Origin of the sequence: Aestuariivirga sp. (assembly GCF_044239095.1) — a bacterium.
In the GTDB taxonomy this organism is placed as follows: domain Bacteria; phylum Pseudomonadota; class Alphaproteobacteria; order Rhizobiales; family Aestuariivirgaceae; genus Aestuariivirga.
Genome location: NZ_JBIICB010000019.1, coordinates 1 through 21,455, shown reverse-complemented (window position 1 = coordinate 21,455; position 21,455 = coordinate 1). Strand labels below are relative to the sequence as shown.

General features: G+C 63.6%; 20 protein-coding genes. 9 read left to right on the top strand and 11 right to left on the bottom strand.

Going from position 1 to position 21,455, the window contains the following annotated elements; translation table 11 throughout:
- Positions 1-894, bottom strand: coding sequence for a DMT family transporter (locus ACILRA_RS03345; protein WP_395660676.1), 894 nt, complete (start codon positions 892-894; stop codon positions 1-3).
- Positions 895-1,017: 123 nt separating this feature from the next.
- Entirely contained in the window at positions 1,018-1,887 is an 870-nt protein-coding gene (locus ACILRA_RS03340) for an MBL fold metallo-hydrolase (protein WP_395660675.1), read from the bottom strand.
- 80 nt (positions 1,888-1,967) lie between these two features.
- Between ACILRA_RS03340 and ACILRA_RS03335 the strand changes: the two genes are divergently transcribed.
- The 3 genes from ACILRA_RS03335 to ACILRA_RS03325 all read left to right on the top strand — a co-directional run bounded on the left by ACILRA_RS03335 (position 1,968) and on the right by ACILRA_RS03325 (position 3,526).
- On the top strand, positions 1,968-2,282 hold the full coding sequence (locus tag ACILRA_RS03335; protein ID WP_395660674.1) for an ArsR/SmtB family transcription factor: 315 nt from the start codon (positions 1,968-1,970) through the stop codon (positions 2,280-2,282).
- A 14-nt stretch (positions 2,283-2,296) separates the two neighbouring features.
- On the top strand, positions 2,297-2,605 hold the full coding sequence (locus tag ACILRA_RS03330; RefSeq protein ID WP_395660673.1) for a rhodanese-like domain-containing protein: 309 nt from the start codon (positions 2,297-2,299) through the stop codon (positions 2,603-2,605).
- A gap of 90 nt (positions 2,606-2,695) precedes the next feature.
- Complete coding sequence (locus tag ACILRA_RS03325) at positions 2,696-3,526, top strand: sulfite exporter TauE/SafE family protein (RefSeq protein WP_395660672.1); 831 nt, start codon at positions 2,696-2,698, stop codon at positions 3,524-3,526.
- On the opposite strand, the gene ACILRA_RS03320 is transcribed toward ACILRA_RS03325, so the two are convergent.
- Together ACILRA_RS03320 and ACILRA_RS03315 are read right to left on the bottom strand one after the other, a co-directional pair.
- Complete coding sequence (locus ACILRA_RS03320; protein ID WP_395660671.1) at positions 3,510-3,965, bottom strand: GNAT family N-acetyltransferase; 456 nt, start codon at positions 3,963-3,965, stop codon at positions 3,510-3,512. The two genes, ACILRA_RS03325 and ACILRA_RS03320, sit on opposite strands and share 17 nt — an antisense overlap.
- Positions 3,966-3,972: 7 nt before the next feature.
- Positions 3,973-4,527 carry a helix-turn-helix domain-containing protein gene (locus ACILRA_RS03315; RefSeq protein WP_395660670.1) on the bottom strand — a complete coding sequence of 185 codons (555 nt, stop codon included), beginning with the start codon at positions 4,525-4,527 and terminating at the stop codon, positions 3,973-3,975.
- Between the two features lie 466 nt (positions 4,528-4,993).
- Here ACILRA_RS03315 and gltB point away from each other — a divergent pair, with 466 nt between their 5' ends.
- Positions 4,994-9,667, top strand: coding sequence for a glutamate synthase large subunit (gene gltB / locus ACILRA_RS03310; protein WP_395660669.1), 4,674 nt, complete (start codon positions 4,994-4,996; stop codon positions 9,665-9,667).
- Between the two features lies 1 nt (position 9,668).
- Complete coding sequence (locus tag ACILRA_RS03305; protein ID WP_395660668.1) at positions 9,669-11,087, top strand: glutamate synthase subunit beta; 1,419 nt, start codon at positions 9,669-9,671, stop codon at positions 11,085-11,087.
- Positions 11,088-11,119: 32 nt separating this feature from the next.
- Here the strand turns inward: ACILRA_RS03305 and ACILRA_RS03300 are convergent, their stop codons facing one another.
- The 3 genes from ACILRA_RS03300 to galE form a co-directional block, all read right to left on the bottom strand.
- On the bottom strand, positions 11,120-12,115 hold the full coding sequence (locus tag ACILRA_RS03300; protein ID WP_395660667.1) for a DUF459 domain-containing protein: 996 nt from the start codon (positions 12,113-12,115) through the stop codon (positions 11,120-11,122).
- Complete coding sequence (locus ACILRA_RS03295) at positions 12,112-13,326, bottom strand: lytic murein transglycosylase (protein ID WP_395660666.1); 1,215 nt, start codon at positions 13,324-13,326, stop codon at positions 12,112-12,114. Before ACILRA_RS03295 ends, ACILRA_RS03300 begins: the two co-directional genes overlap by 4 nt.
- 91 nt (positions 13,327-13,417) lie before the next feature.
- Positions 13,418-14,410 (bottom strand): UDP-glucose 4-epimerase GalE, encoded by a 993-nt coding sequence (galE, locus tag ACILRA_RS03290; protein ID WP_395660665.1) that lies wholly within the window; start codon positions 14,408-14,410, stop codon positions 13,418-13,420.
- A gap of 106 nt (positions 14,411-14,516) precedes the next feature.
- Between galE and galU the strand changes: the two genes are divergently transcribed.
- Together galU and ACILRA_RS03280 are read left to right on the top strand one after the other, a co-directional pair.
- The gene (galU, locus tag ACILRA_RS03285; protein WP_395660664.1) at positions 14,517-15,410 is read left to right on the top strand and encodes a UTP--glucose-1-phosphate uridylyltransferase GalU; all 894 of its coding nucleotides are present in this window, start codon (positions 14,517-14,519) and stop codon (positions 15,408-15,410) included.
- Between the two features lie 71 nt (positions 15,411-15,481).
- A complete protein-coding gene (locus tag ACILRA_RS03280) occupies positions 15,482-16,468 on the top strand; it encodes an SIS domain-containing protein (RefSeq protein WP_395660663.1) in 987 nt (328 codons plus the stop codon).
- Positions 16,469-16,475: 7 nt separating this feature from the next.
- Here ACILRA_RS03280 and ACILRA_RS03275 read toward each other — a convergent pair whose 3' ends face one another.
- From ACILRA_RS03275 to hemH, 3 genes are all read right to left on the bottom strand, one after another.
- Complete coding sequence (locus ACILRA_RS03275; RefSeq protein WP_395660662.1) at positions 16,476-16,922, bottom strand: NfeD family protein; 447 nt, start codon at positions 16,920-16,922, stop codon at positions 16,476-16,478.
- Positions 16,923-16,940: 18 nt separating this feature from the next.
- On the bottom strand, positions 16,941-17,915 hold the full coding sequence (locus tag ACILRA_RS03270; RefSeq protein WP_395660661.1) for an SPFH domain-containing protein: 975 nt from the start codon (positions 17,913-17,915) through the stop codon (positions 16,941-16,943).
- 73 nt (positions 17,916-17,988) lie between these two features.
- Positions 17,989-19,011: a ferrochelatase gene (hemH, locus tag ACILRA_RS03265; protein ID WP_395660660.1), complete on the bottom strand. Its 1,023-nt coding sequence runs from the start codon at positions 19,009-19,011 to the stop codon at positions 17,989-17,991.
- 143 nt (positions 19,012-19,154) lie between these two features.
- Between hemH and ACILRA_RS03260 the strand changes: the two genes are divergently transcribed.
- Positions 19,155-20,075 (top strand): sensor histidine kinase, encoded by a 921-nt coding sequence (locus ACILRA_RS03260; RefSeq protein ID WP_395660659.1) that lies wholly within the window; start codon positions 19,155-19,157, stop codon positions 20,073-20,075.
- 18 nt (positions 20,076-20,093) lie between these two features.
- The gene (locus tag ACILRA_RS03255; RefSeq protein ID WP_395660658.1) at positions 20,094-21,011 is read left to right on the top strand and encodes an arginase family protein; all 918 of its coding nucleotides are present in this window, start codon (positions 20,094-20,096) and stop codon (positions 21,009-21,011) included.
- Between the two features lie 36 nt (positions 21,012-21,047).
- Here ACILRA_RS03255 and ACILRA_RS03250 read toward each other — a convergent pair.
- The coding region (locus ACILRA_RS03250) for a DUF6537 domain-containing protein (protein ID WP_395660657.1) at positions 21,048-21,455 on the bottom strand (408 nt) is incomplete at its 5' end.

The window sequence follows — 21,455 nt, the reverse complement described above, 5'->3', positions numbered from 1 at the left end:
TCAGCCCTTCACCGGCGCCGTTCCGCCCTGGCGTGAGCGGCCCTCGAGCAGCACCACGGCAAGGCCCGCTGCGAGAATCAGCGCCATGCCCGCAAGCGCCAGTCCATTCGGCACATCACCGAAGACGAGAAGGCCCGAGAGGCCGGCCCAGATCATGAAGGAATAGTTGAATGGCGCCACCACGCGCGCCGGCGCGATGCGATAGGCCATGAACACGAGGGAATGGCCGCACATGAGGAAAAATCCGGCAATGAACATCAGCCAGCCATGCCTGAACGTCGGCTGGACCTGCGTCTCGAAAAGAAAGGACATGAGAGCGGCGCCGAGCATGACGATCAGCAGGGTGGAAAAGGTGACCACCAGCGCAGGTGTACGGGCTGGCACCTTGCGCGAAAGGATGTCCCGGCCCGCCGCCCCCACCGCCGTGAAGAAGCCGAGGATCGCAAAGGGTGAGGCTGCCTCACCGCCTGGCTGGGCAACCAGCAGCGCGCCCGTGATGCCGAGCCCGACGAGACCGAGGCGAAGGCTGCCCACCCTCTCGCCGAAGAAAAGCCACATGCCGAGCAGCACCAGGAGCGGGGCAATCTGCGCGATCGCCGTCACGTCGGCGATGGGCATATGCCCGAGCGCGCTAATGAAACAGAGGATCGCCGCCACCTCGCTCAGGGAGCGCAGCACCACCCAGGGATTGAAGGCCTTGGGCAGTTCGCGGATCAGCCCCACCGCAAGGATCACGGGCAGGCACCACAGCAGCGCCGCAATGCCGCGCATGACAAGCACCTGGAAAGGCGGCGAATCCGACAGCGCCAGCTTCATGCAGGTGTCATTGGCGACGAAAGCGGCCGTTGCAAGAATGACGGCGCCGATGCCGCGAAGGTTGGGAGAAATGGCCATTGATCCAGGGAGACGGGTCGGTGTCACGAATCTTTTGCATGATAAAGCAAATCGGCCCGGTGCGTAGCTGTTTCTGACTGCGCCCTCTGCATTCCCCCCGCGATGTTGCGGCGTGCAGGGGGTCTACTGCAAAAGCGTGATCGGCACGCGGAGATAGTGCACGCCGTTGGCATCCGCCGGTGGAAGCTGGCCCGCCCGCATATTGACCTGGATCGACGGCATCAGAAGCGTCGGGGCGGAGAGGGTCGCGTCGCGCGTGGTGCGCATCTTCACGAAATCCTCCTCCGTGATGCCATCATGGACATGGACATTCCGGTCGAATTCTTCGCCCACCGTGGTTTCCCAGGCGAAGTGGGTGCGGCCATCCTTCGGCAGGTAATCGTGGCACATGAACAGCCGCGTCTCTCGCGGCAGTGCCATGAGCTTGCGGATGGAACGGTAAAGGGTGCGGGCGTCGCCGCCGGGAAAGTCAGCCCGCGCGGTGCCGTAATCCGGCATGAAGATGGTATCGCCCACGAACACCGCATCCTCGATCCTGTAGGAGACGCAAGCCGGGGTATGGCCTGGCGTGGCAATGACCTCCCCCGTCAGGCTGCCGATGCTGAACCTATCCCCGTCCTTGAACAGGATATCGAATTCGGAGCCTTCGCCTGAGACGTCCAAGGCATTGAACACGGCGCGGAAGATCTTCTGAACTTCCTTGATGCGCTCGCCGATCGCCACCTTCGCCCCGGTCTTGATCTTGATGTAAGGCGCGCCCGAGAGATGGTCCGCATGGACGTGGGTTTCGAGCACACGTTCGATCGTAAAACCCTCCGCCCGCGCCTTGGCGAGAATGGCATCGGCGGATTTGACATTGGCCTTGCCCGACTTGTGATCATAGTCGAGAACGGGATCGATCACGGCTGCCCGCTTCGTTTCCGGATCAGCGACCAGATAACTCACCGTATTGGTCGGCTCATCGAAGAAGGCGTGGATGATGGGTTTGGTCATGGTCAAATCCTTCCGGGGCCAATGTCGCTTGACATCATATTAGAATAATCTAAATTAGCAAGGTCTAAAGAGGAAGCCGTATGGCCAAACCGTTGCGCGACATGACCCTCGAAGGTTTTGAGGAAAAGGCATCCGAAGCCGCCGCCATGCTAAAGGCGCTCGGCAACGAGAAGCGTCTCATGATCCTGTGCAGGCTCCTCGAACAGGGAGAGATGAGCGTCATGGCGCTCACCGTCAAGGTGGGGCTGAGCCAGTCCGCCCTGTCCCAGCATCTTGCCAAGATGCGGGAAGAAAACATCGTTGGAACACGCCGCGACGCGCAACAGGTCTTCTATCGCGTGAGCGATCCCCGCGTGCGTGAGATCCTCTCCACCCTCAAGACCATCTACTGCTGAAGGAACGGAACATTATGCAGCTCAAGCACATCACGGCCGCTGAGGCAAAGAAGCTGGTCGACCAGGGCGCCACCCTGGTCGATATCAGGGAGGTGAACGAGTTCAGGGACGAGAACATCCCCGGTGCGCGCAATGAACCTCTCTCGCGCATTGGTGACAGTGCGATCACCGGGGCGCCCGCCGTTGTCTTCCACTGCAAGTCGGGGGCGCGCACGCGGATGAATGCCCAGGCACTGGCCGCCTGCACCGACGCCGACGTCTATATCCTCGATGGCGGTATCGAGGCGTGGAAGGCTGCCGGCTACCCGGTTTCGCGGGGGTGACTTGCAGCAAGTGTGAGCCGCGAACCCGGCGCAAGCCGGGTTGCCGCTTCTGGCAGCAATCGGGCCGGGCAAGAGACCGATCGCGGCCGGATGGCAGCCTCAGGAGTGCCGGCCTTGTTCGTTGACCTGCAAGACATGCTCTCGACTGCCTCCGGTGGGCTTGTCGGTTTCGTCCTGGGGCTTGTCGGCGGGGGTGGTTCGATCATCGCGGTTCCCCTGCTGCTTTATGTGGTGGGCGTTGGCTCAACCCACCTGGCGATCGGTACCAGCGCCATCGCGGTGTCACTTTCGGCGCTGGCCAATGTGGTGAACCATGCGCGAAGCGGCAGGGTGAAATGGCCCTGCGCCGTGGCGTTCTCGGCGGCCGGCATCACCGGCGCCGTCGCTGGCTCTTCACTCGCCATCAGAATGCCTGGCGATCAGCTGCTGGCGCTGTTCGGCGTGCTGATGGTGGTTGTCGGCACCGTCATGTTCCTCAAGAAGGATGCCGAGGGAAACCCCGATGTGCGCCTCAGCTTCTCAACCGCGCGGCAGCTCCTGCCACTGCTGCTGGCAATTGGCTTTGCGGTGGGCGCCTTGTCGGGCTTCTTCGGGATTGGCGGCGGTTTCCTCATCGTGCCGGGGCTGATGCTGGCAACGGGCATGCCGATTGCCAATGCCATCGGCACCTCGCTTGTGGCCGTCACCGCCTTTGGGGCAACGACGGCCTCGAATTACGCGCTCTCAGGCCTGGTGGACTGGCGGATCGCTGGCTTCTTCATCGCAGGTGGCGTGCTGGGAGGCCTGACCGGCACCTTCGCCGGACGGCATCTCGGCAAGGCCAAGGGACGCCTTGCATCCGCCTTCGCACTCTTCGTGATCATGACGGGGCTTTACGTTGTGTGGAAGGGCGCCCTGCCCCTTCTCACAGGGCCAGGGTGAGGAAAAGACTGTTGGGATCCTGCCGGTAATCGCCAAACGGCGGGCATTCCGTGAAGCCGTGGGACGTGTAGAGAGCAACCGCCGGCAGGAAGTATCCGTAGGACCCAGTTTCAAGGCTGAGGCGGGTGAGCCCCCGCTCTCGCGATGACGCGATAATGTGGTTGAGGATGGCGCTGGCCACCCCGCGCCGCCGCGCCGTCTCGGCCGTATGCATCGACTTCACCTCGCCATGCGTGGCGTCGAGCGGCTTCATGGCGCCGACACCGAGCAGCGCGTCAGCCTCCCATGCGGCCCAGAAGTCGATCTCGGGCACGGCGAGCCGCGTGATGTCGAAGACATGGCAACTCTCCGGCGGGGATTCCGCGTGGCACTTGTCGAAGTGATATTTCAGCAACGCCACGATGCGCTGGTCGGAGAGATCGCCGCGGCGGATGTCCATTTTCACCTCACACCATGAACAGCAGATAGCGCGCGCCGCTGTGGGCGGGCGTTTCGAACAGGCTCGGGCCGTCGAGCCGGTAGCGCAGGCAATCACCTGGCGCCAGGTCATGCGCAACGCCACCCACGGTGAGCGTCAGTGCGCCTTCGCGCATCACCAGGTGATGCTCGAGGCCGGCACGCGGCGGCTGCTCATAAGCGATGCGGGTGGAGGGCTTGAGCATCGACTCGACCACCTCTCCCGACAGGCCAAGGGCGGGCGGGGAAACGGCACGGCGCTGGTAGCCCGTATCGGGGTCGGTCCAGGTGACCTGGGAGCCGCGCGGCAGAAGGGGTGTGAACCCCTCCTCCACCAGCACCATCAGGCGTGACAGGGTGAGGCCGAAGGCGGTGCAGAGCTTGCAGAGCACGGCGGCGGTGGGGCTGACCTCGCCATTCTCGATGCGCGACAGGCTGGCGCGGCTCACCCCGCTGCGGCTGGCCAGTTCCTCCAGCGGCCACTGCCGCTCGGTGCGCAGCGAACGGATGCGTTGCGCGATGCGCATTTCGATGCTGTCATCCATCAACGTCGCCAGTTTCATATCTGAGAGATTATCCCAATTGCGGGAATTCTCAACAGTGGAATCATCTGGCCATTTGGCAGGGGTCTGATTCCTTCCTTGCGTGGTGCCCCCCATTCTGCCATAAGAAGATAGGACAGTGTCGCTGTCCTTTCGCGGTGTTAATCAAGGCAAGTGGACCCCGGATGCTCCGGAATACGACCACAAAGACCCTGAATACGACGGCCAAACCGGCCGTTGACGCTGCTTGCATGCCACGGGCAACGCTCCGCAAACGCAAGTAACGGGCGAGAGGCTCAGGGCAGGACGACCGCCCAGGAGTTTGATCGCCCGCCCGGGTTCCGGGGCCTTCAGGGCCCAACCGGCGAAGATCGACACCCCTGCGCAACAGAACAAGACGGCACCACCAGGTTCAATCAGGACCGGCGTGGGTTTAAGGTGGGACGAGGAAGAAGGAAAGGCGACGGCCATGAACATTCAATACCGGCCAGAGGGACTTCCCGAAGCGCATGGTCTCTATGACCCGCGCAACGAACACGATGCCTGCGGCATCGGGCTGATCGCCAACATCCACAACAAGAAGAGCCACCGCATGATCGCGGATGGCCTCTCCATCCTCAAGAACCTCGAGCATCGTGGCGCCGTGGGTGCCGACCCCAAGGCGGGCGACGGTGCGGGCCTCATGCTGCAGATCCCGCATTCCTTCTTCACGGAAGAAGCCAAGCGCATCGGCTTCGAACTTCCCGCCGCCGGCCATTATGGCGTGGGCCAGCTCTTCATGCCGCGCGAGCCCGTCTACCGCCAGGACATCGAACGCATCTGGTGGGAGACGACGCGCGAAGAGGGCCTGAAGGTCCTCGGCTGGCGCGACGTTCCCGTCGATTCCTCCGTACTCGGATATTCGGTGAAGGGCACGGAGCCCGTGCACCGCCAGGTGTTCATTGGCCGCGGCCCCACCATCCGCGACGAGGCCCATTTCGAGCGCAAGCTCTTCGTCTGCCGCAAGGTCGTGTCGAACCGCGTGCTGGAAGTGCTGGGTGCGAAGGCCAAGACCTATTACCCGGTCTCCGTCTCGGCCCGCACGCTGGTCTATAAGGGCCTCGTCCTCGGCAAGGATGTGGGCGCCTATTACCGTGACCTTGAGGACGGCCGCGTCGAGTCCGCCTTCGCCATGGTGCACCAGCGCTTCTCGACCAACACCTTCCCCTCCTGGCCGCTGGCCCACCCCTATCGCTTCGTGTGCCACAACGGCGAAATCAACACGGTGCGCGGCAACTACAACTGGATGGCCGCGCGCCAGGCCAACATGCGCTCCGATATCCTGGGCGAGGACCTCTCCAAGCTCTGGCCCATTTCATACGAAGGCCAGTCGGACACGGCGTGCTTCGACAATGCGCTCGAATTCCTGACCATGGGCGGCTATTCGCTTCCCCACGCCATGATGATGCTGATCCCCGAAGCCTGGGCTGGCAACCCGCTGATGGACGAGGACCGCCGCGCCTTCTACGAATATCACGCAGCCCTGATGGAACCATGGGACGGCCCCGCCGCCATGGTCTTCACCGACGGCAAGATGATCGGCGCCACGCTGGATCGCAACGGCCTCAGGCCTTCGCGCTACATGACGAGCGATGACGGTCACATTCTGCTTGCCTCCGAAATGGGCTGCCTGCAGTTCGCGGAAGAGCACATCACCCACAAGTGGCGGCTGCAGCCGGGCAAGATGTTGCTCATCGACCTCGAACAGGGCCGCATGATCTCGGACGAGGAGCTGAAGAAGCAGCTTTCGAACGCGCACCCCTACAAGGAGTGGCTGAAGCGCACGCAGATCGTGCTGAAGGACCTGCCCGCCTCCAAGACGAAGCGCGCAACGTCCACCGTGGCGCTTTTGGATCGTCAGCAGGCCTTTGGCTACACGCAGGAAGACCTGAAGGTTCTGATGGCGCCGATGGCCCAGACCGGCCAGGAGGCCGTGGGCTCCATGGGCAACGACTCGCCGATTTCGGCGCTGTCCGACCGGCCCAAGATGCTCGACACCTATTTCAAGCAGAACTTCGCGCAGGTGACGAACCCGCCCATCGACCCGATCCGTGAGGAGCTGGTGATGTCGCTCGTCTCCTTCATCGGGCCGCGCCCCAACCTGCTGGACCTCAAGGGCACCTCGACGCACATGCGCCTCGAGGTGGCCCAGCCGATCCTGACGAATGACGACCTGGAGCGCATCCGCACCATCGGCGCGGTGGCCGACAACCCGTTCCGCACCGCCACCATCGACATCACCTATGATGTGGCGAACGGTCACGACTACATGGAAGCGGCCCTCGACAGCGTGTGTGCGCTGGCCGAGCGCGCGGTGAAGGATGGCTACAACATCATCATCCTGTCCGACCGTGCCGTCTCCGCCGAGCGCGTGCCGATCCCGGCATTGCTGGCGACGTCTGCCACGCATCATCACCTGATCCGCAAGGGCCTGCGCACGAAGGTGGGCCTCGTTGTGGAAACGGGCGAAGCGCGCGAGGTGCACCAGTTCTGCGCACTCGCAGGCTATGGCGCCGAGGCCATCAACCCCTATCTCGCCTTCGAGACGCTGGAGGACATGCTCCCCACGCTCGAGGAGAAGATCACGGGCTACGAAGCGGTTAAGCGCTACATCAAGGCCGTCGACAAGGGCATTCTGAAGGTCATGTCCAAGATGGGCATCTCGACCTACCAGTCCTATTGCGGCGCGCAGATCTTCGATGCGGTGGGCCTCTCCTCCGACTTCGTAAGCAAGTATTTCACCGGCACGGCGACCCAGATCGAGGGCGTTGGTCTGCTCGAGATCGCGGAAGAAGCCTTCCGCCGGCATGAGAATGCCTTTGGCGAGAACCCGGTGTTCCGCGCAGCGCTCGACGTGGGCGGCGATTACGCCCAGCGCATCCGCGGTGAAGCGCATGTGTGGAATTCCGACACGATCTCCAACCTGCAGCATGCCGTGCGCGGCAATGCCAAGGACAAGTATGTCGCCTTCGCCAAGGCGGTGAACGAGCAGTCCGAGCGGCTGAAGACCATGCGCGGACTTTTCCGCATCCGCACCGCCGAGGAGATGGGCCGCAAGCCCGTCGACATTTCCGAGGTTGAGCCTGCCGCCAACATCGTGAAGCGTTTCGCCACAGGTGCGATGTCCTTCGGCTCGATCAGCCGCGAGGCGCATACGACGCTGGCGATTGCGATGAACCGCATCGGCGGCAAGTCCAACACCGGCGAGGGTGGCGAGGAGTCAGACCGCTTCAAGCCGATGGCCAATGGCGACTCCATGCGTTCCGCCATCAAGCAGGTGGCCTCCGGCCGCTTCGGTGTGACAACGGAATATCTCGTCAACTCCGACATGATGCAGATCAAGATGGCGCAGGGCGCCAAGCCCGGCGAAGGCGGCCAGCTGCCCGGCCACAAGGTGGATGCCACCATCGCCAAGGTGCGCCACTCGACGCCGGGCGTGGGCCTCATCTCGCCCCCGCCGCACCATGACATCTATTCGATTGAAGACCTGGCCCAGCTGATCTTCGACCTCAAGAACGTGAACCCGGCCGGACAGGTCTCGGTGAAGCTCGTCTCCGAGGTCGGCGTCGGCACGGTGGCCGCGGGCGTCTCCAAGGCGCATGCGGACCATGTGACGATCTCGGGCTATGAAGGCGGCACGGGTGCCTCTCCGCTCACCTCCATCAAGCATGCCGGTCTCCCGTGGGAGATCGGCCTGGCCGAGACGCAGCAGACGCTGGTGACGAATGATCTCCGCGGCCGCATCGCGGTGCAGGCCGACGGCGGCATCCGCACGGGCCGTGACGTGGTCATCGCCGCACTTCTGGGTGCTGACGAGATCGGCTTTGCGACCGCTCCGCTGATTGCGGCTGGCTGCATCATGATGAGGAAGTGCCATCTCAACACCTGCCCTGTCGGTGTTGCCACGCAGGACCCGGAGCTGCGCAAGCGCTTCAAGGGCCAGCCGGAGCATGTCATCAACTACTTCTTCTTCGTGGCGGAGGAAGTGCGCGAGCTGATGGCGGCGATGGGCCTTCGCAACTACGACGAACTCATCGGCGAGACGGCCTTCCTCGACCAGCAGACGGCGATCGCGCACTGGAAGGCGCGTGGCCTCGACTTCTCGAAGATCTTCGCCAAGCCGGATGTGGTTGGCCCCATCGCCACCAAGCGCGTGACGGTGCAGGACCATGGCATCGACAAGATCCTCGACCGCAAGCTGATTGCGGAAGCAGCGCCTGCGCTGGAGCGCGGCGAAAAGGTCGTGATCGAGACGAAGATCCACAACTATGACCGCACCGCGGGCGCCATGCTCTCAGGCGAGGTGGCCAAGCGCTATGGCCATGCCGGCCTGCCTGAGGACACCATCATGGTCAAGCTCACCGGCATCGCCGGGCAGAGCTTCGGCGCATGGGGTGCGAAGGGTGTCACGCTGGAACTGACGGGCGAGGCCAACGACTATGTCGGCAAGGGCCTCTCGGGAGCCAAGCTCATCGTCCGCCCGCATGAGAAGATCGGCTTCAAGCCGGAGACCTCCATCATCGCAGGCAACACGGTGCTCTATGGCGCGATCACCGGCGAGTGCTACCTGCGTGGTGTGGCGGGCGAGCGTTTCGCGGTACGCAACTCAGGCGCCGTTGCCGTGGTCGAGGGCGTGGGTGACCACGGCTGCGAATATATGACGGGTGGCGTGGTGCTGGTCATCGGCGACACGGGCCGCAACTTCGCGGCGGGCATGTCAGGCGGCGTGGCTTACGTGCTCGACGAGGCGGGCGACTTCGCCAAGCGCTGCAACCTCTCCATGGTCGACCTGCAGCCGGTTCCGGCGGAGGAGAAGACCACCGAGAAGCTGCTGCATGCGAGCGGAGACCTGATCAGCCACGGCCTCGTGGACGTGACATCGCAGATGGACCGCAATGATGCTGAGCGCGTGTGGGAACTGCTGACGCGCCATGTGAAGTACACAGGGTCGTCGCGTGCCAAGACGATCCTCGACAATTGGGCAGCCTATCTGCCGAAGTTCGTGAAGGTGATGCCGGTCGAATATGCCCGCGCACTCAAGGAACTCGAAGAGGCACAAAAGCACAGCGATGGCATGACGATCGGCGTCAAGAGGAGCGCATAAGATGGGAAAGGTTACGGGTTTCCTCGAGATCGAGCGGCAGGACCGGAAGTACACACCGGCCGCCGACCGTGTGCGGCACTACCATGAGTTCGTGATCCCGCTCTCGGAAGAGGCGGTGAAGTCACAGGCGGCGCGCTGCATGAACTGCGGCATTCCGTTCTGTCACAACGGCTGCCCGGTCAACAACCAGATCCCCGACTGGAACGACCTCGTCTATCTGGGCGACTGGGAGGAGGCCTCGCGCAATCTCCACTCCACCAACAATTTCCCCGAATTCACCGGCCGCGTCTGCCCCGCCCCCTGCGAGGCCTCTTGCACGCTGAACCTCGAGGACACGCCCGTCACCATCAAGACCATCGAATGTGCCATCGTCGACAAGGCGTGGGAGCATGGCTGGATCAAGCCGGAATCCTACCGCGACAAGACGGGCAAGAAGGTGGCCGTGATCGGCTCCGGCCCCGCGGGCCTCGCTGCGGCACAGCAGCTGGCGCGTGCGGGTCACAGCGTGCATGTGTTCGAGAAGAACGGACGCGCCGGCGGCCTGCTGCGCTATGGCATTCCCGACTTCAAGATGGAAAAGCACCTGATCGACCGCCGTCTCACGCAGATGGAGGCGGAGGGTGTGACCTTCCATTATGGCGTCAATGTCGGCGTAACACAGGATGCCAGGCAGCTGATCGACAGCTTCGATGCCGTCGTTCTCTCAGGCGGCTCCGAGAAGCCGCGTGACCTGGCCATTCCGGGGCGTGATCTGGCGGGCATACATTTCGCCATGGACTTCCTGCCGCAGCAGAACCGCCGCGTCGGCAAGGAGCCGCCGCAGGACAACCGGCCGATCCTGGCCGTGCAGAAGCATGTGGTGGTGATCGGCGGCGGCGACACGGGCTCTGACTGCATCGGCACCTCGGTGCGCCAGGGTGCACTGACGGTGACGCAGCTCGAAGTGATGCCGCAGCCGCCGGAGAAGGAAAACAAGCTTCTCACCTGGCCCAACTGGCCTTTGAAGATGCGCACCTCCTCTTCCCACATGGAAGGTGCCGAGCGTGACTTCTCGGTGATGACCAAGTCCTTCTCTGGCGAGAACGGCGAGGTGAAGACGCTGCATTGCGTGAAGGTCGACGGCCAGATGAAGGAAGTTCCCGGTTCGGAATTCGACCTCAAGGCTGATCTCGTTCTGCTCGCCATGGGCTTCGTGCACCCGATGCACGACGGCCTGCTGAAGTCGCTCGAGGTGAAGCTCGACGGCCGCGGCAATGTCGAGGCCAATGTGATGAACTACAAGACCTCGATCCCGAAGGTGTTCTCAGCCGGCGACATGCGCCGTGGCCAGTCGCTCGTCGTCTGGGCCATCCGCGAAGGCCGCCAGGCAGCGCATGCGGTGGATGAATATCTCATGGGCGAGACAACCCTGCCCCGGTAATGTGAGACTGCCGTTCCGGCACTTTCCGGACGTCAAGGAAAAGGGGCCGGCGCAGAGAAGTCATCTGCGCGGCCAGCGGGAGCTGATGGCGCTTCCCCGCGCTTGAAAAGTCTTTCGGCACTGCTGCCTTCAGGGGCGATGTCGCGCAGGGCCTTCAATGCAGCCTCGCCGCTGAGGCCGGCTGAGGTCAGCATCACGGCATTGGCAGTGACGCCTTCGGGCTGCACGGTATAGGTTTCACCATTCATGAGCAGCTGGCCGAAGAGCGGCACCTGGGGCGTCTGCTCAGCCGCGTCCTGAGGAGGCTGACCGGATGCTTGCTGTGCGGGGGCATCGCTGCTGCTGACGATGGCGGCGAGCACGATCTGGCCCATGCGGTTGTTACCGGCCTTGTAGAAAGAAATGCCGTCCCGGCCGCGCAGCCGTCTCACCATGCCGGTGTCATCAGGACCGGTCTCGGCATATTGGCCGCTCGCATCCGACAGTTCCGTCCGCATGTCGATGAAGGTGAAGCCGTTCGCCTCCGCGCGCTCACGCTGGATGGCGGCGATGTCCCTGACGGCCGCGTCATACTCGGGATCGCGCATGGGCGGTGGGCCTACCCATATCACGCGTGCGCCGGATGCCGAGAGTTCGGAGAGCAGGCGGTCGACCTGGGCGGCATATGCTTCCGGCCAGCCCTCCGCGCCGAAGGGGATACGCAAGCCGTCCAGCCGGATTGACTGGGTATCGTTTGCGCCAAGCATGACCACGACAACGTCATAGGCATTGCTGCCCAGTATGTTGGGAACGGTGGCGGGCCAGTCATAAACTTCAGGACGGGCGAGGCCGGACTGCTCGTTGAAGCGGTTTGACACCTCATACTCGCCTGAGGCCTCTGCGATCCGCATGAGCCCCGCGCCAAGACCGCCGCCGATGGCGTCGCCCAGAACCAGAACCCGCGTCACGGGCCTTTCCGGCTCCTGGGCCGAGGCCGTCAACGATACGGCGAACAGCAGCACTGCGATGGCGATGGCCCTGAAGATCATGAACCGTTCTTGCGCATATGCTGCAGCAGCTTGACGGACGGCTGGCCATCGAGCGGCAGGCCCTCCCGCTTCTGGTAGGCAATGACGGCCTCATAGGTGCGCGCGCCAAAGCGGCCATCGCTGCCGCCGGTCGAGAAGCCCAGTGCAGTCAGGCGCTTCTGGAATTCGACGCGCTGCTCGAAGCTCAGGTCGATGTTGACATCAGGCCAGGCCGCCAGAAACGGCCCCTGACCGCGGATGCGATCCGCGAGGTGGCCGACGGCAATCGCATAGGAATGCGAGATGTTGTAATCCATGATGGCAAGGAAGTTCTTCGTCACCAGGAAGCGCGGACCCTTGACGCCCTGCGGCACCATGACAAAGGCCTCCGCATCGCGCGCGCCGAAGTTTTCGCCATCGGCGCGCCTGATGCCCATCTTCTGCCATTCGGCCACGCTGCGCCAGTGCTTGCGGCCGATGAGGCCCTTGTCGAAGTCATCCGGCAGTGTCACCTCCCAGCCCCAGGGCCGGTCCGGCTTCCAGCCGGCCTTGGCGAGGTAATTGGCGGTCGAGGCCAGCGCATCCTGCCGCGCGTTCCAGATGTCTTTCTTGCCATCGCCGGTCCAATCCACCGCATAGGACAGATAGGAGGTGGGGATGAACTGCGTATGCCCCATGGCTGCCGCCCAGGAGCCGGTGAAGCTGTCCGGTTTCACGAGGCCCTGCCTCAGAATCTTGAAGGCGGCGATGAGCTGCTCATTGCCATAGGCCTTGCGGCGGCCGGAATAGGCGAGAGTGGCCAATGAACGGATGACGCTCATCGAGCCCTTGTCCTTGCCGAAATTGGATTCCATGCCCCAGATCCCGAGCAGGATGTGCCGGTCAACCCCGTATTTCTTCTCGATGGCGGCGAGCAGCTTTTCCTCCTCGGCCTTCTTCGTCTGCCCGGTCTCGATACGGATCGGCGTCACGGCCTTGGCGAGATAGGCAGCTGTCGTGGAGGTGAATTCGGGCTGGTTCGCAGCGAGCTTCAAGACCGCGGGATCGGGGGCGGTGATGCCCTTGAAGCCGGCATCGAAGAGAGACCGCGAAATCCCCGCCTCCTTGGCGCGGGGCCACAGGGAATTCTCAATGAAGGCCTGGAATTTGGCATCCGCATGGGCTGGCCCCGGCCCGGCGATGGACCACAGCGGAGCTGCCACAAGAAGCGAGGCGAAATGGCGTCTGTTCATGGCGTCCCTTCGGCTGGTGCTTGCAAATCAGGAAGTCCCCGCGGCCATGCCATTGAACCGCGAATTGCGGCCTCAATCAGGCAGGAGCAGATCAGGCGGTGGCGTTGCGGAGGGCAAGCTTTTTCTCCCAGTTGAGCGCGGTTTCCACGATGAAGTCCAGGTTCTCATATCTGGGCTGCCAGCCGAGCACTGCGCGTACGCGCTCAGCGCCCGCGACGATCGCCGCAGGATCGCCTTCGCGGCGAGGCCCGTAATTGACGTCAAGAGGCGCGCCATTCACCCGCTCGACGGACTTGATGACGTCCAGCACCGAATAGCCCTTGCCATAGCCGCAGTTGAAGATGCCGCTCTCACCACCCTTGCGAAGATGGGTGAGGGCATCGACATGCGCCGCGATCAGGTCGCTCACATGAATGTAGTCGCGCAGGCAGGTGCCGTCGGGGGTGTCATAGTCTGTGCCATAGACCTCGAGCCCGGGGCGCTGGCCCAGGGCAGTCTGGCAGGCGACCTTGATCAGATGCGTGGCCTTGGGCGTCGACTGGCCGATGCGGCCCTGCGGGTCAGCCCCGGCCACGTTGAAATAGCGCAGCGCCACGTATTGAAGCCCGTAGGCGGCGTGCGAATCACGCAGCATCCACTCCGTCATCAACTTCGAGGCGCCATAGGGTGAGACGGGCGCGGGTGCCCTGTCCTCGAACACGGCTTCGGCGGGGACGTTGCCATAGACCGCGGCCGTCGAGGAAAAGATGAAGCGGGGAATGCCCGCCTTCACGGCGGACGCCATGAGCTGGCGCGACTTGACTGTGTTGTTGAGATAATAGCCCAGCGGATCGCGCATCGAATCCGGCACGACGATCGAGCCCGCGAAATGGATGATGGCGTCGAAGCTGTGGTCCGCCATCAGCGCGTCGAGCAGCGCCTCGTCACCGATGTCGCCTTCGACGAGTTTCGCCGGGGGTGCGATGGCCCACCACATGCCGGTCGAGAGATTGTCGAGGATGACAACCTCCTCGCCCAGCTCCACCAGTGCCAGAACCATGTGACTGCCGATATAGCCCGCGCCGCCTGTTACAAGAATGGTCATTGAAATCTCCAGTTGGTAGAGTGTAGCCAAGATTCGCCGCTGCCAAAACCAAAAACCGGAATAATCTGACGCGGCTTGGCAAAGAGCGGGTTGAAGGGGTTCATTCATGGTGCGTTCGATCAAGACAGCGGTTTTTCCGGTTGCGGGGCTCGGCACGCGTTTCCTGCCTGCCACCAAAGCGATGCCGAAGGAGATGTTGACCGTCATCGACCGGCCGGTCATCCAGCTCGCGGTGGACGAGGCGCGGGAGGCAGGCATCGAGCACTTCGTCTTCGTGACCGGGCGCGGCAAGTCGGCGATCGAGGATCATTTCGACAAGCAGTTCGAACTTGAGGCGACGCTCGCGGCGCGGGGAAAGACGGCGGAACTGGAAGCCCTGGCCCGTGACCTGCCGAAGGCCGGTCAGGCGAGCTTCACCCGCCAGCAGGAGCCGCTGGGGCTGGGACATGCCGTATGGTGCGCGCGCCAGATCGTGGGCGATCAGCCCTTCGCGCTTCTCTTGCCTGACATGGTGATGCATGCCAGCCCTGGCTGCCTCAGGCAGATGATCGACGTCTATGAAGGCCAGGGCGGCGGCAACGTCGTGGCGGTGGAGGAGGTTCCCTGGGAACAGGTGAGCCGCTATGGCGTGGTGGGCGCCAAAGACTGGAACGGCAATGCCTTCACCATCACCGGCATGGTGGAAAAGCCAAAGCGCCGGGAAGACGCGCCTTCGAACCTGATCATTTCAGGGCGCTACATCCTCGAACCCGGCATCTTCGCAGAAATCGAAAGGCAAGAGCCCGGCGCCGGCGGCGAGATCCAGATCACCGATGCTATGATCCGGCTGATGGGCAAGCGGCCCTTCTATGGGCTCCAGTACCGCGGAACGACCTATGATTGCGGCGACAAGGTGGGTTTCCTCGCCGCCAACGTGGCCCTGGCGCTTGACCGGCCGGATGTGGGCCCAGGCTTTCGCGCCGCCCTGAAGAAGATCCTGGCGGAGAACGGTGGTCTCTAGAGCATGATCCGCAAAAGTGGTTTCCAAGTCTGCGGATCATGCTCTAGAACCCGCGCATGCAGAACAGCTCCATGACCCCCACTCCGCCGGGCGCGCAGTGGCGCGATTCCGCCCGCCGTGCGCTGGTCATCGAGACGGAGGGCATGCAGCAACTGATCGCGGCGCTGGATGGGCCGCTGGGCGATGCCTTCGAAAAGTCCGTGCAGGTGATCCGCGAGGCCAAGGGCCGCGTGGTGATGACGGGCATGGGCAAGAGCGGCCACATCGCCCGCAAGATCGCGGCAACACTCGCCTCCACCGGAACGCCGGCGAGCTTCGTGCACCCGGCAGAGGCCAGCCATGGCGATCTCGGCATGATCACGGCGGAGGATGTGGTCATCATGATCTCGAACTCGGGCGAATCGCCGGAGCTTCGTGACATCCTGACCTATTCGCGGCGCTTCTCGGTGCCGTTGGTCGCCATCACCTCCGCACCCCAGAGTTCGCTCGGCAAGGAAGCGGACATTGTGCTGCCGCTGCCGCGCGCCCGGGAGGCCTGCCCCAACGGGCTCGCGCCAACCACATCCACCCTGCTGCAGCTGGCACTGGGAGATGCGCTGGCGATGGCGTTGCTGGAAGACAAGGGATTCAGTGCGCTCGATTTCCGCAAGTTCCACCCGGGCGGCAAGCTCGGCGCACAGCTGAAGCATGTCCGCGACATCATGCATCCGCGCGAGGAGCTGCCGCTCGGGCCGGAAGCCCTGCCGATGTCGGACGTGCTGATCGTGATGACGAGGCGCAGCTATGGCTGCTTCGGCGTGGTGGATGAGCAGGACCGTCTTGCCGGCATCGTGACGGACGGCGACCTGCGCCGCAACATGACGCCGGACCTGCTGAAGCGCAGCGCGGGAAGCGTGATGACCCGTGCGCCCAAGACCATCAGTCCTGACGCGCTCGCCTCAGAAGCGCTCGCCCAGCTGAACGATCTCAAGATCACGAGCCTGTTCGTCATCGATGCGGAGCAGCGGCCGGTGGGCCTCATCCACATCCATGACCTGCTGCGGATCGGCCTGGTCTGATACCCGCTCAGAGCGGCTCGACGATCAGGCTCATGCCCTTGACAGCAGTCACCCTCACGCGCGTGCCAGAGGCGAGTTCGGGGCCTTCGACCTCCCAGACCGTGTCTTCGATCGTGAGCTTGCCCCGCCCGTCGAGGATCGGCTCCTTCAGCGTGAAGGTACGGCCCACATATCCCATCTGCCGGCGATTGAGATATGGATTGTCGGCCGGCTCCATGCCGCCGCCGTTATAGAGGCGCCGGCCCGAGAAGACCGCGGCCGCTGACAGGACGGCGAGGAGCAGCAGCTCCGCCTGCCACGGCAGGTCCAGCAAATAGTCCGCGATGCCGGTGGCGGCTGCGGCGATCGCCAGCCACATGAAGAACACGCCGGGAGAGATCAGTTCCAGCATCAGCAGAACAGCTGCCACCACGAACCACGCCCACTGGCCAAGCACGGGAAAGATCTGTTCCACTTTAAGGCCTTTCCGCTCTTAAATGCCGGGTCCGGACTCAGGCACGCTGCCGCGGCGGCGCGGTGGCGCCGGGGTCTGCCCGCCAAAGGCCTCCTTGGCGATCTCCGCAATGCCGGAGATCGATCCGATGAAGGACGAGGCCTCGAGCGGCATCATCAAAACCTTCTGGTTCGGCGCAGAGGCAAGACTCTCCAGCGCCTTGATATAATTGTTGGCGACGAAATAATTGATCGCCTGTGCGCCGCCAGCACCGATGGCAGCCGAAACGACTTCGGTGGCTTTCGCCTCCGCCTCCGCTGAGCGCTCGCGCGCCTCAGCATCGCGGAAGGCTGCTTCCCTGCGGCCCTCAGCCTCGAGCACAACCGACTGCTTCTCGCCTTCGGCCTTGAGGATGGCGGCAGCGCGCAGGCCCTCGGCCTCGAGGATGGCGGCGCGCTTGTCGCGTTCCGCCTTCATCTGGCGGCCCATGGCTTCCACCAGGTCGCGCGGGGGTGCGATGTCCTTGATCTCGATGCGGTTCATCTTGACGCCCCAGGGCTGTGTCGCCTGGTCCACCACATTGAGAAGCCTGAGATTGATCTCGTCGCGCTGAGAGAGAAGATTGTCGAGGTCCAGCGAGCCCATCACCGTGCGGATATTGGTCATGACCAGGTTGGTGATGGCGTTGTTGAGGTCGCGCACCTCATAGGTGGCGCGCGGCGCGTCGACGATCTGATAGAAGGTGACGCCGTCGACCTTCACCATGGCGTTGTCGCGCGTGATCACCTCCTGCGAGGGGATGTCGAGCACTTGCTCCATCATGTTCTGCTTGGCGCCGATCCGGTCGATGAAGGGGACGATGAGCCCCAGCCCCGGCTCCAGCGTACGGACATATTTGCCGAAGCGTTCCACCGTGTAATTGTAGCCCTGCGGCACCATCCGTATCGCACGGAGCAGATAGAAAAGAACCACCGCAACGATTGCAAGCACGAGTATTCCAAGGCCCTCAAGCATCTTTCAAAGCTCCCCCGGAGGCTGTTACCGCACCTCTCTTATGTCGGTCGGGGGCCGCAGCAAGTCAAGCCCTTCACACCCAGCCCTGGATCTCGTTGCGGACGATCCGCTCCATCATGGTGATCGAAGGCTCAGAATCATTGAGGCATGGAACCACGGAGAACTCCTCGCCGCCCGCCTCCTCGAAGGTCTCCTTCAGGCCGATCGCCACCTCTTCGAGGGTTTCAACGCAATCCGAGGCGAAACCAGGCGTGATCATCAGCAGTTTCTTCACGCCCTTTGAGGGGAGTTCCTCCACCGTCTGCTGTGCATAGGGTTGCAGCCATTCGGCCTTGCCGAAACGCGACTGGAAAACGACCCTCAGTTTCTCGCGCGGCATTTTCATGCGCTCGGCAAGGAGCCGCGCCGTCTTCATGCAGTGGCAATGATAGGGATCGCCCGCCATGAAGTAATCCTTCGGCAGACCATGGAAGGACGCAAGGATCACATCCGGTTCCCAGGTGAGCGTCTTCAGGTGATGTTCGAGCGACTGCGCCAGCGCCTCGATATGAGCATCATTGTCGAAATAGGGCGCAACGGTGCGGATCGCCGGCTGCCAGCGCATGGATTTCAATGCGTCATAGGCCTTGTCGAGCGCCGTCGCGGTGGTCGAGGCCGAATACTGCGGATAGAGCGGGAACAGCAGGATCCGGTCACAACCCTGGTCCTTCAGCGCCTCGATACGCTCCTTCGTCGGCGGCAGTCCGTAGCGCATGCCCCAGTCGACGATCACCTGCGGCAGGTCGGCAAAGCGGGCCGCCAGCTTTTCGGCCTGGGACCGGGTGATCGTCTTGAGCGGGGACTCGTTGCGCTCCTTGTTCCATATCTGTTCGTATGCGTGGCCGCTCTTGGTCGGGCGGGTGGATAGGATGACGCCGTTGAGCAGCACCCACCAGAGCACGGGATTCACCTCGATCACCCGCCGGTCGGAGAGAAACTCCTTCAGATAGCGGCGCATGGGCCAATAGGAAGTGCCCTCGGGCGTGCCGAGATTGATCAGCAGAACGCCAACCTTGCCCACCTTGAACGGCGGATGACCGGGGGGAAGTACATTCATGATGTCCAGAACCGTCCTCTTCAGCCGCCGCGGCGCGCCGTGCAGTCACTACTCTGCCGTTAACGGCTTGAAAATGCCAAAAGATCATACTTGCGGCAATTTCGTTCAGGACCTTCGGATCATCGGGAAGGCGGCAACCGGGAATGTTTCCTGGAAAGTCACAACGGGCCAGGGGCTTTGCCGCCGCCGCGATCGCCCTGTGCCTGCTCTCCGCCGCGCTTCCGGCCTACCTCGCGGGCGATGTGCGGCAGGCCGGAGTTGGCGCCGGCCTGCTGCTGTGCGCGGCCGCGGCCGGGTTTGCCGCCTGGCGTCATGAGCGCCGCAAGCATCTCCCTCCGGAGGAGCCGGCGGATCAGCCGGAGCTGCGCCTGCTCGAAGAGGTGGCGGCCACGCTCAAGGATGGGCTCAACACGATCACCGGCTTCTCCGAACTTCTGGTGCATGAGGTGCGGGCATGCCGCGGCCCGGAGGCCCCCACGGCAAGCCGCTTCGTCCTCGAAGGCAGTGAGGACCTCTCCCGCTTTGTTTCCAACCTGCAGGACTTCGTGCGCCATGAGCAGGGACGCATCCGCCTCGTCGAACAGCAGGTCGATGCCGCCGAACTCGTCGAGGCGGCGCTCAGCCTCTGCCGCGTGGCCGCCGAGCGGGCCGATGTGGTGCTGGTGGCGAGGCTGCTCGAAGGGGTGGAACTGCGCTGCGACGCCAGCCGCCTGCGCGACGCCGTCGCCGGCATGGTGCTCTGGTCTGCAGGACGGGCGCCCCGGGGCAGCATTGTCTCGATCAGCTTTCGCCAGTTCGGGGAAACGTTGCTCGCCATCCGCGTGACCAGTATGACCGCAGCATCCGCGCGCCGCGTGCGGGATAGCTCCTTCACCCCGGAGCTGACGCTTGATGGCCTGACGGGCTTTGCACTTCCTGTTGCCCATCGCGTGGCACAGTTGCATTGCGCGGAGCTGACGATCGAAAGTGGACCGGGCGGCCAGACCACTCTATGTCTCACCCTCCCGCCGCATCGCATCATGAGGCCGCGGCGGGACGATGACTGCAAAACCCGCGCCGCCTGAAGGACACGAGCTGACGCCATGGCCCCTCCCGCCACCACTCCCCCATTCATGGGCTCAACCCGTGCGCAATCGCCGGCAGGCTTCACCGCGGCGATTTTCGGCGCACCCCATGGCACGCCCTATCCCGGCATCGACAACCGTCTCCACCGCGGCGCACCTGATGCATTTCGCATGGCGCTGTGCGACGACATCGACTGGCTCGATCACTGGGACTGGGACCTGGGCGGACCACTCCTCAAGCACGGCCAGGCGGTCTGCGACCTCGGCAACCTCAAGACAAAACCACAGGACGGTCCCGGCAACCGCCAGCTGATCGAAAGCACCACGCGCGGCATTCTCGAGGCGGGAGCCGTGCCGATCATGTTCGGCGGAGACGACTCGGTCCCCATTCCGTTCATCGCCGCCTTCTCGAACCAGCCGGCCATCGTCATCCTGCAGATCGACGCACATATCGACTGGCGCAACGACCGGCAGGGAGAAAGCATGGGGTTCTCCTCCACCATGCGGCGCGCCTCCGAGCACGGCCACGTCTGGCGGATCGTGCAGGCCGGCGCCCGCGGGCTCGGCAGCGCGCGCGAACAGGAGGTGCGCGACGCGATGACCTGGGGCGCGCACATCGTGACCTCGCGGGCCATCCATCACAAGGGCGTCGAAGAGGTCCTGAAGCACATTCCGGAAGACTGCGACTGCGTGATCAGCCTCGACTGCGACGCGCTCGACTCGAGCGTGATGCCGGCCGTCGCCTACCCCTCGCCTGGCGGCTTGAGCTATACACAGGTAACCGATCTTGTCTCAGGCGTGGCAGCCAAGGCGCGCATCGCGGGCTTCTGCATGGTGGAGTTCGTGCCGCTGCGCGACCGGATGAAGACAGCTGCCTTCACCGCGGCACGGATCGCAGCGAATGTCATCGGGCGGCTGAGGACAAGCGGGGACTAAACATTTAGGAATGATTTGGCGGCGGCGAAGGTGATGCTACTCTGCAGCCTTGCGGACCACGCTGGCTGACAGGGCCGCCAGCAACTCGGCCTCCCGCGCCTTGGCCTTGGCGACATTCGCCTCCTTCACATGGCCGAAGCCGCGCATGGATTGCGGAAGTTCGGCGAGTTCGAGCGCGATCGCGCCATCCAGCTGTTGTGGTGAGGCGATGAGGCGTTCGATGACAGTCCTGTAGTCCAGGATGAGCTGGCGTTCCATGCGGCGTTCGGCGGTTCGGCCAAAGACGTCCAGCGCGGTGCCACGCAGCCGCTTCAACTTCGCCAAGATGCGGAATGCGCCCATCATCCATGAGCCGAAAGCGCTCTTCACCGGCCTGCCCGTGACCGGGTCTTTGCGGCCAAGCCCGGGAGGCGCGAGGTGGAAGGTCAGCCTAACATCGCCCTT

Excerpts from the sequence above, each read along its gene's own strand:
- ACILRA_RS03345 (WP_395660676.1), bottom strand. The coding sequence starts at position 894 with ATGGCCATTTCTCCCAACCTTCGCGGCATCGGCGCCGTCATTCTTGCA.
- ACILRA_RS03340 (WP_395660675.1), bottom strand. The coding sequence starts at position 1,887 with ATGACCAAACCCATCATCCACGCCTTCTTCGATGAGCCGACCAATACG.
- ACILRA_RS03335 (WP_395660674.1), top strand. The coding sequence starts at position 1,968 with ATGGCCAAACCGTTGCGCGACATGACCCTCGAAGGTTTTGAGGAAAAG.
- ACILRA_RS03330 (WP_395660673.1), top strand. The coding sequence starts at position 2,297 with ATGCAGCTCAAGCACATCACGGCCGCTGAGGCAAAGAAGCTGGTCGAC.
- ACILRA_RS03325 (WP_395660672.1), top strand. The coding sequence starts at position 2,696 with ATGGCAGCCTCAGGAGTGCCGGCCTTGTTCGTTGACCTGCAAGACATG.
- ACILRA_RS03320 (WP_395660671.1), bottom strand. The coding sequence starts at position 3,965 with ATGGACATCCGCCGCGGCGATCTCTCCGACCAGCGCATCGTGGCGTTG.
- ACILRA_RS03315 (WP_395660670.1), bottom strand. The coding sequence starts at position 4,527 with ATGGATGACAGCATCGAAATGCGCATCGCGCAACGCATCCGTTCGCTG.
- gltB (WP_395660669.1), top strand. The coding sequence starts at position 4,994 with ATGAACATTCAATACCGGCCAGAGGGACTTCCCGAAGCGCATGGTCTC.
- ACILRA_RS03305 (WP_395660668.1), top strand. The coding sequence starts at position 9,669 with ATGGGAAAGGTTACGGGTTTCCTCGAGATCGAGCGGCAGGACCGGAAG.
- ACILRA_RS03300 (WP_395660667.1), bottom strand. The coding sequence starts at position 12,115 with ATGATCTTCAGGGCCATCGCCATCGCAGTGCTGCTGTTCGCCGTATCG.
- ACILRA_RS03295 (WP_395660666.1), bottom strand. The coding sequence starts at position 13,326 with ATGAACAGACGCCATTTCGCCTCGCTTCTTGTGGCAGCTCCGCTGTGG.
- galE (WP_395660665.1), bottom strand. The coding sequence starts at position 14,410 with ATGACCATTCTTGTAACAGGCGGCGCGGGCTATATCGGCAGTCACATG.
- galU (WP_395660664.1), top strand. The coding sequence starts at position 14,517 with ATGGTGCGTTCGATCAAGACAGCGGTTTTTCCGGTTGCGGGGCTCGGC.
- ACILRA_RS03280 (WP_395660663.1), top strand. The coding sequence starts at position 15,482 with ATGACCCCCACTCCGCCGGGCGCGCAGTGGCGCGATTCCGCCCGCCGT.
- ACILRA_RS03270 (WP_395660661.1), bottom strand. The coding sequence starts at position 17,915 with ATGCTTGAGGGCCTTGGAATACTCGTGCTTGCAATCGTTGCGGTGGTT.
- hemH (WP_395660660.1), bottom strand. The coding sequence starts at position 19,011 with ATGAATGTACTTCCCCCCGGTCATCCGCCGTTCAAGGTGGGCAAGGTT.
- ACILRA_RS03260 (WP_395660659.1), top strand. The coding sequence starts at position 19,155 with ATGTTTCCTGGAAAGTCACAACGGGCCAGGGGCTTTGCCGCCGCCGCG.
- ACILRA_RS03255 (WP_395660658.1), top strand. The coding sequence starts at position 20,094 with ATGGCCCCTCCCGCCACCACTCCCCCATTCATGGGCTCAACCCGTGCG.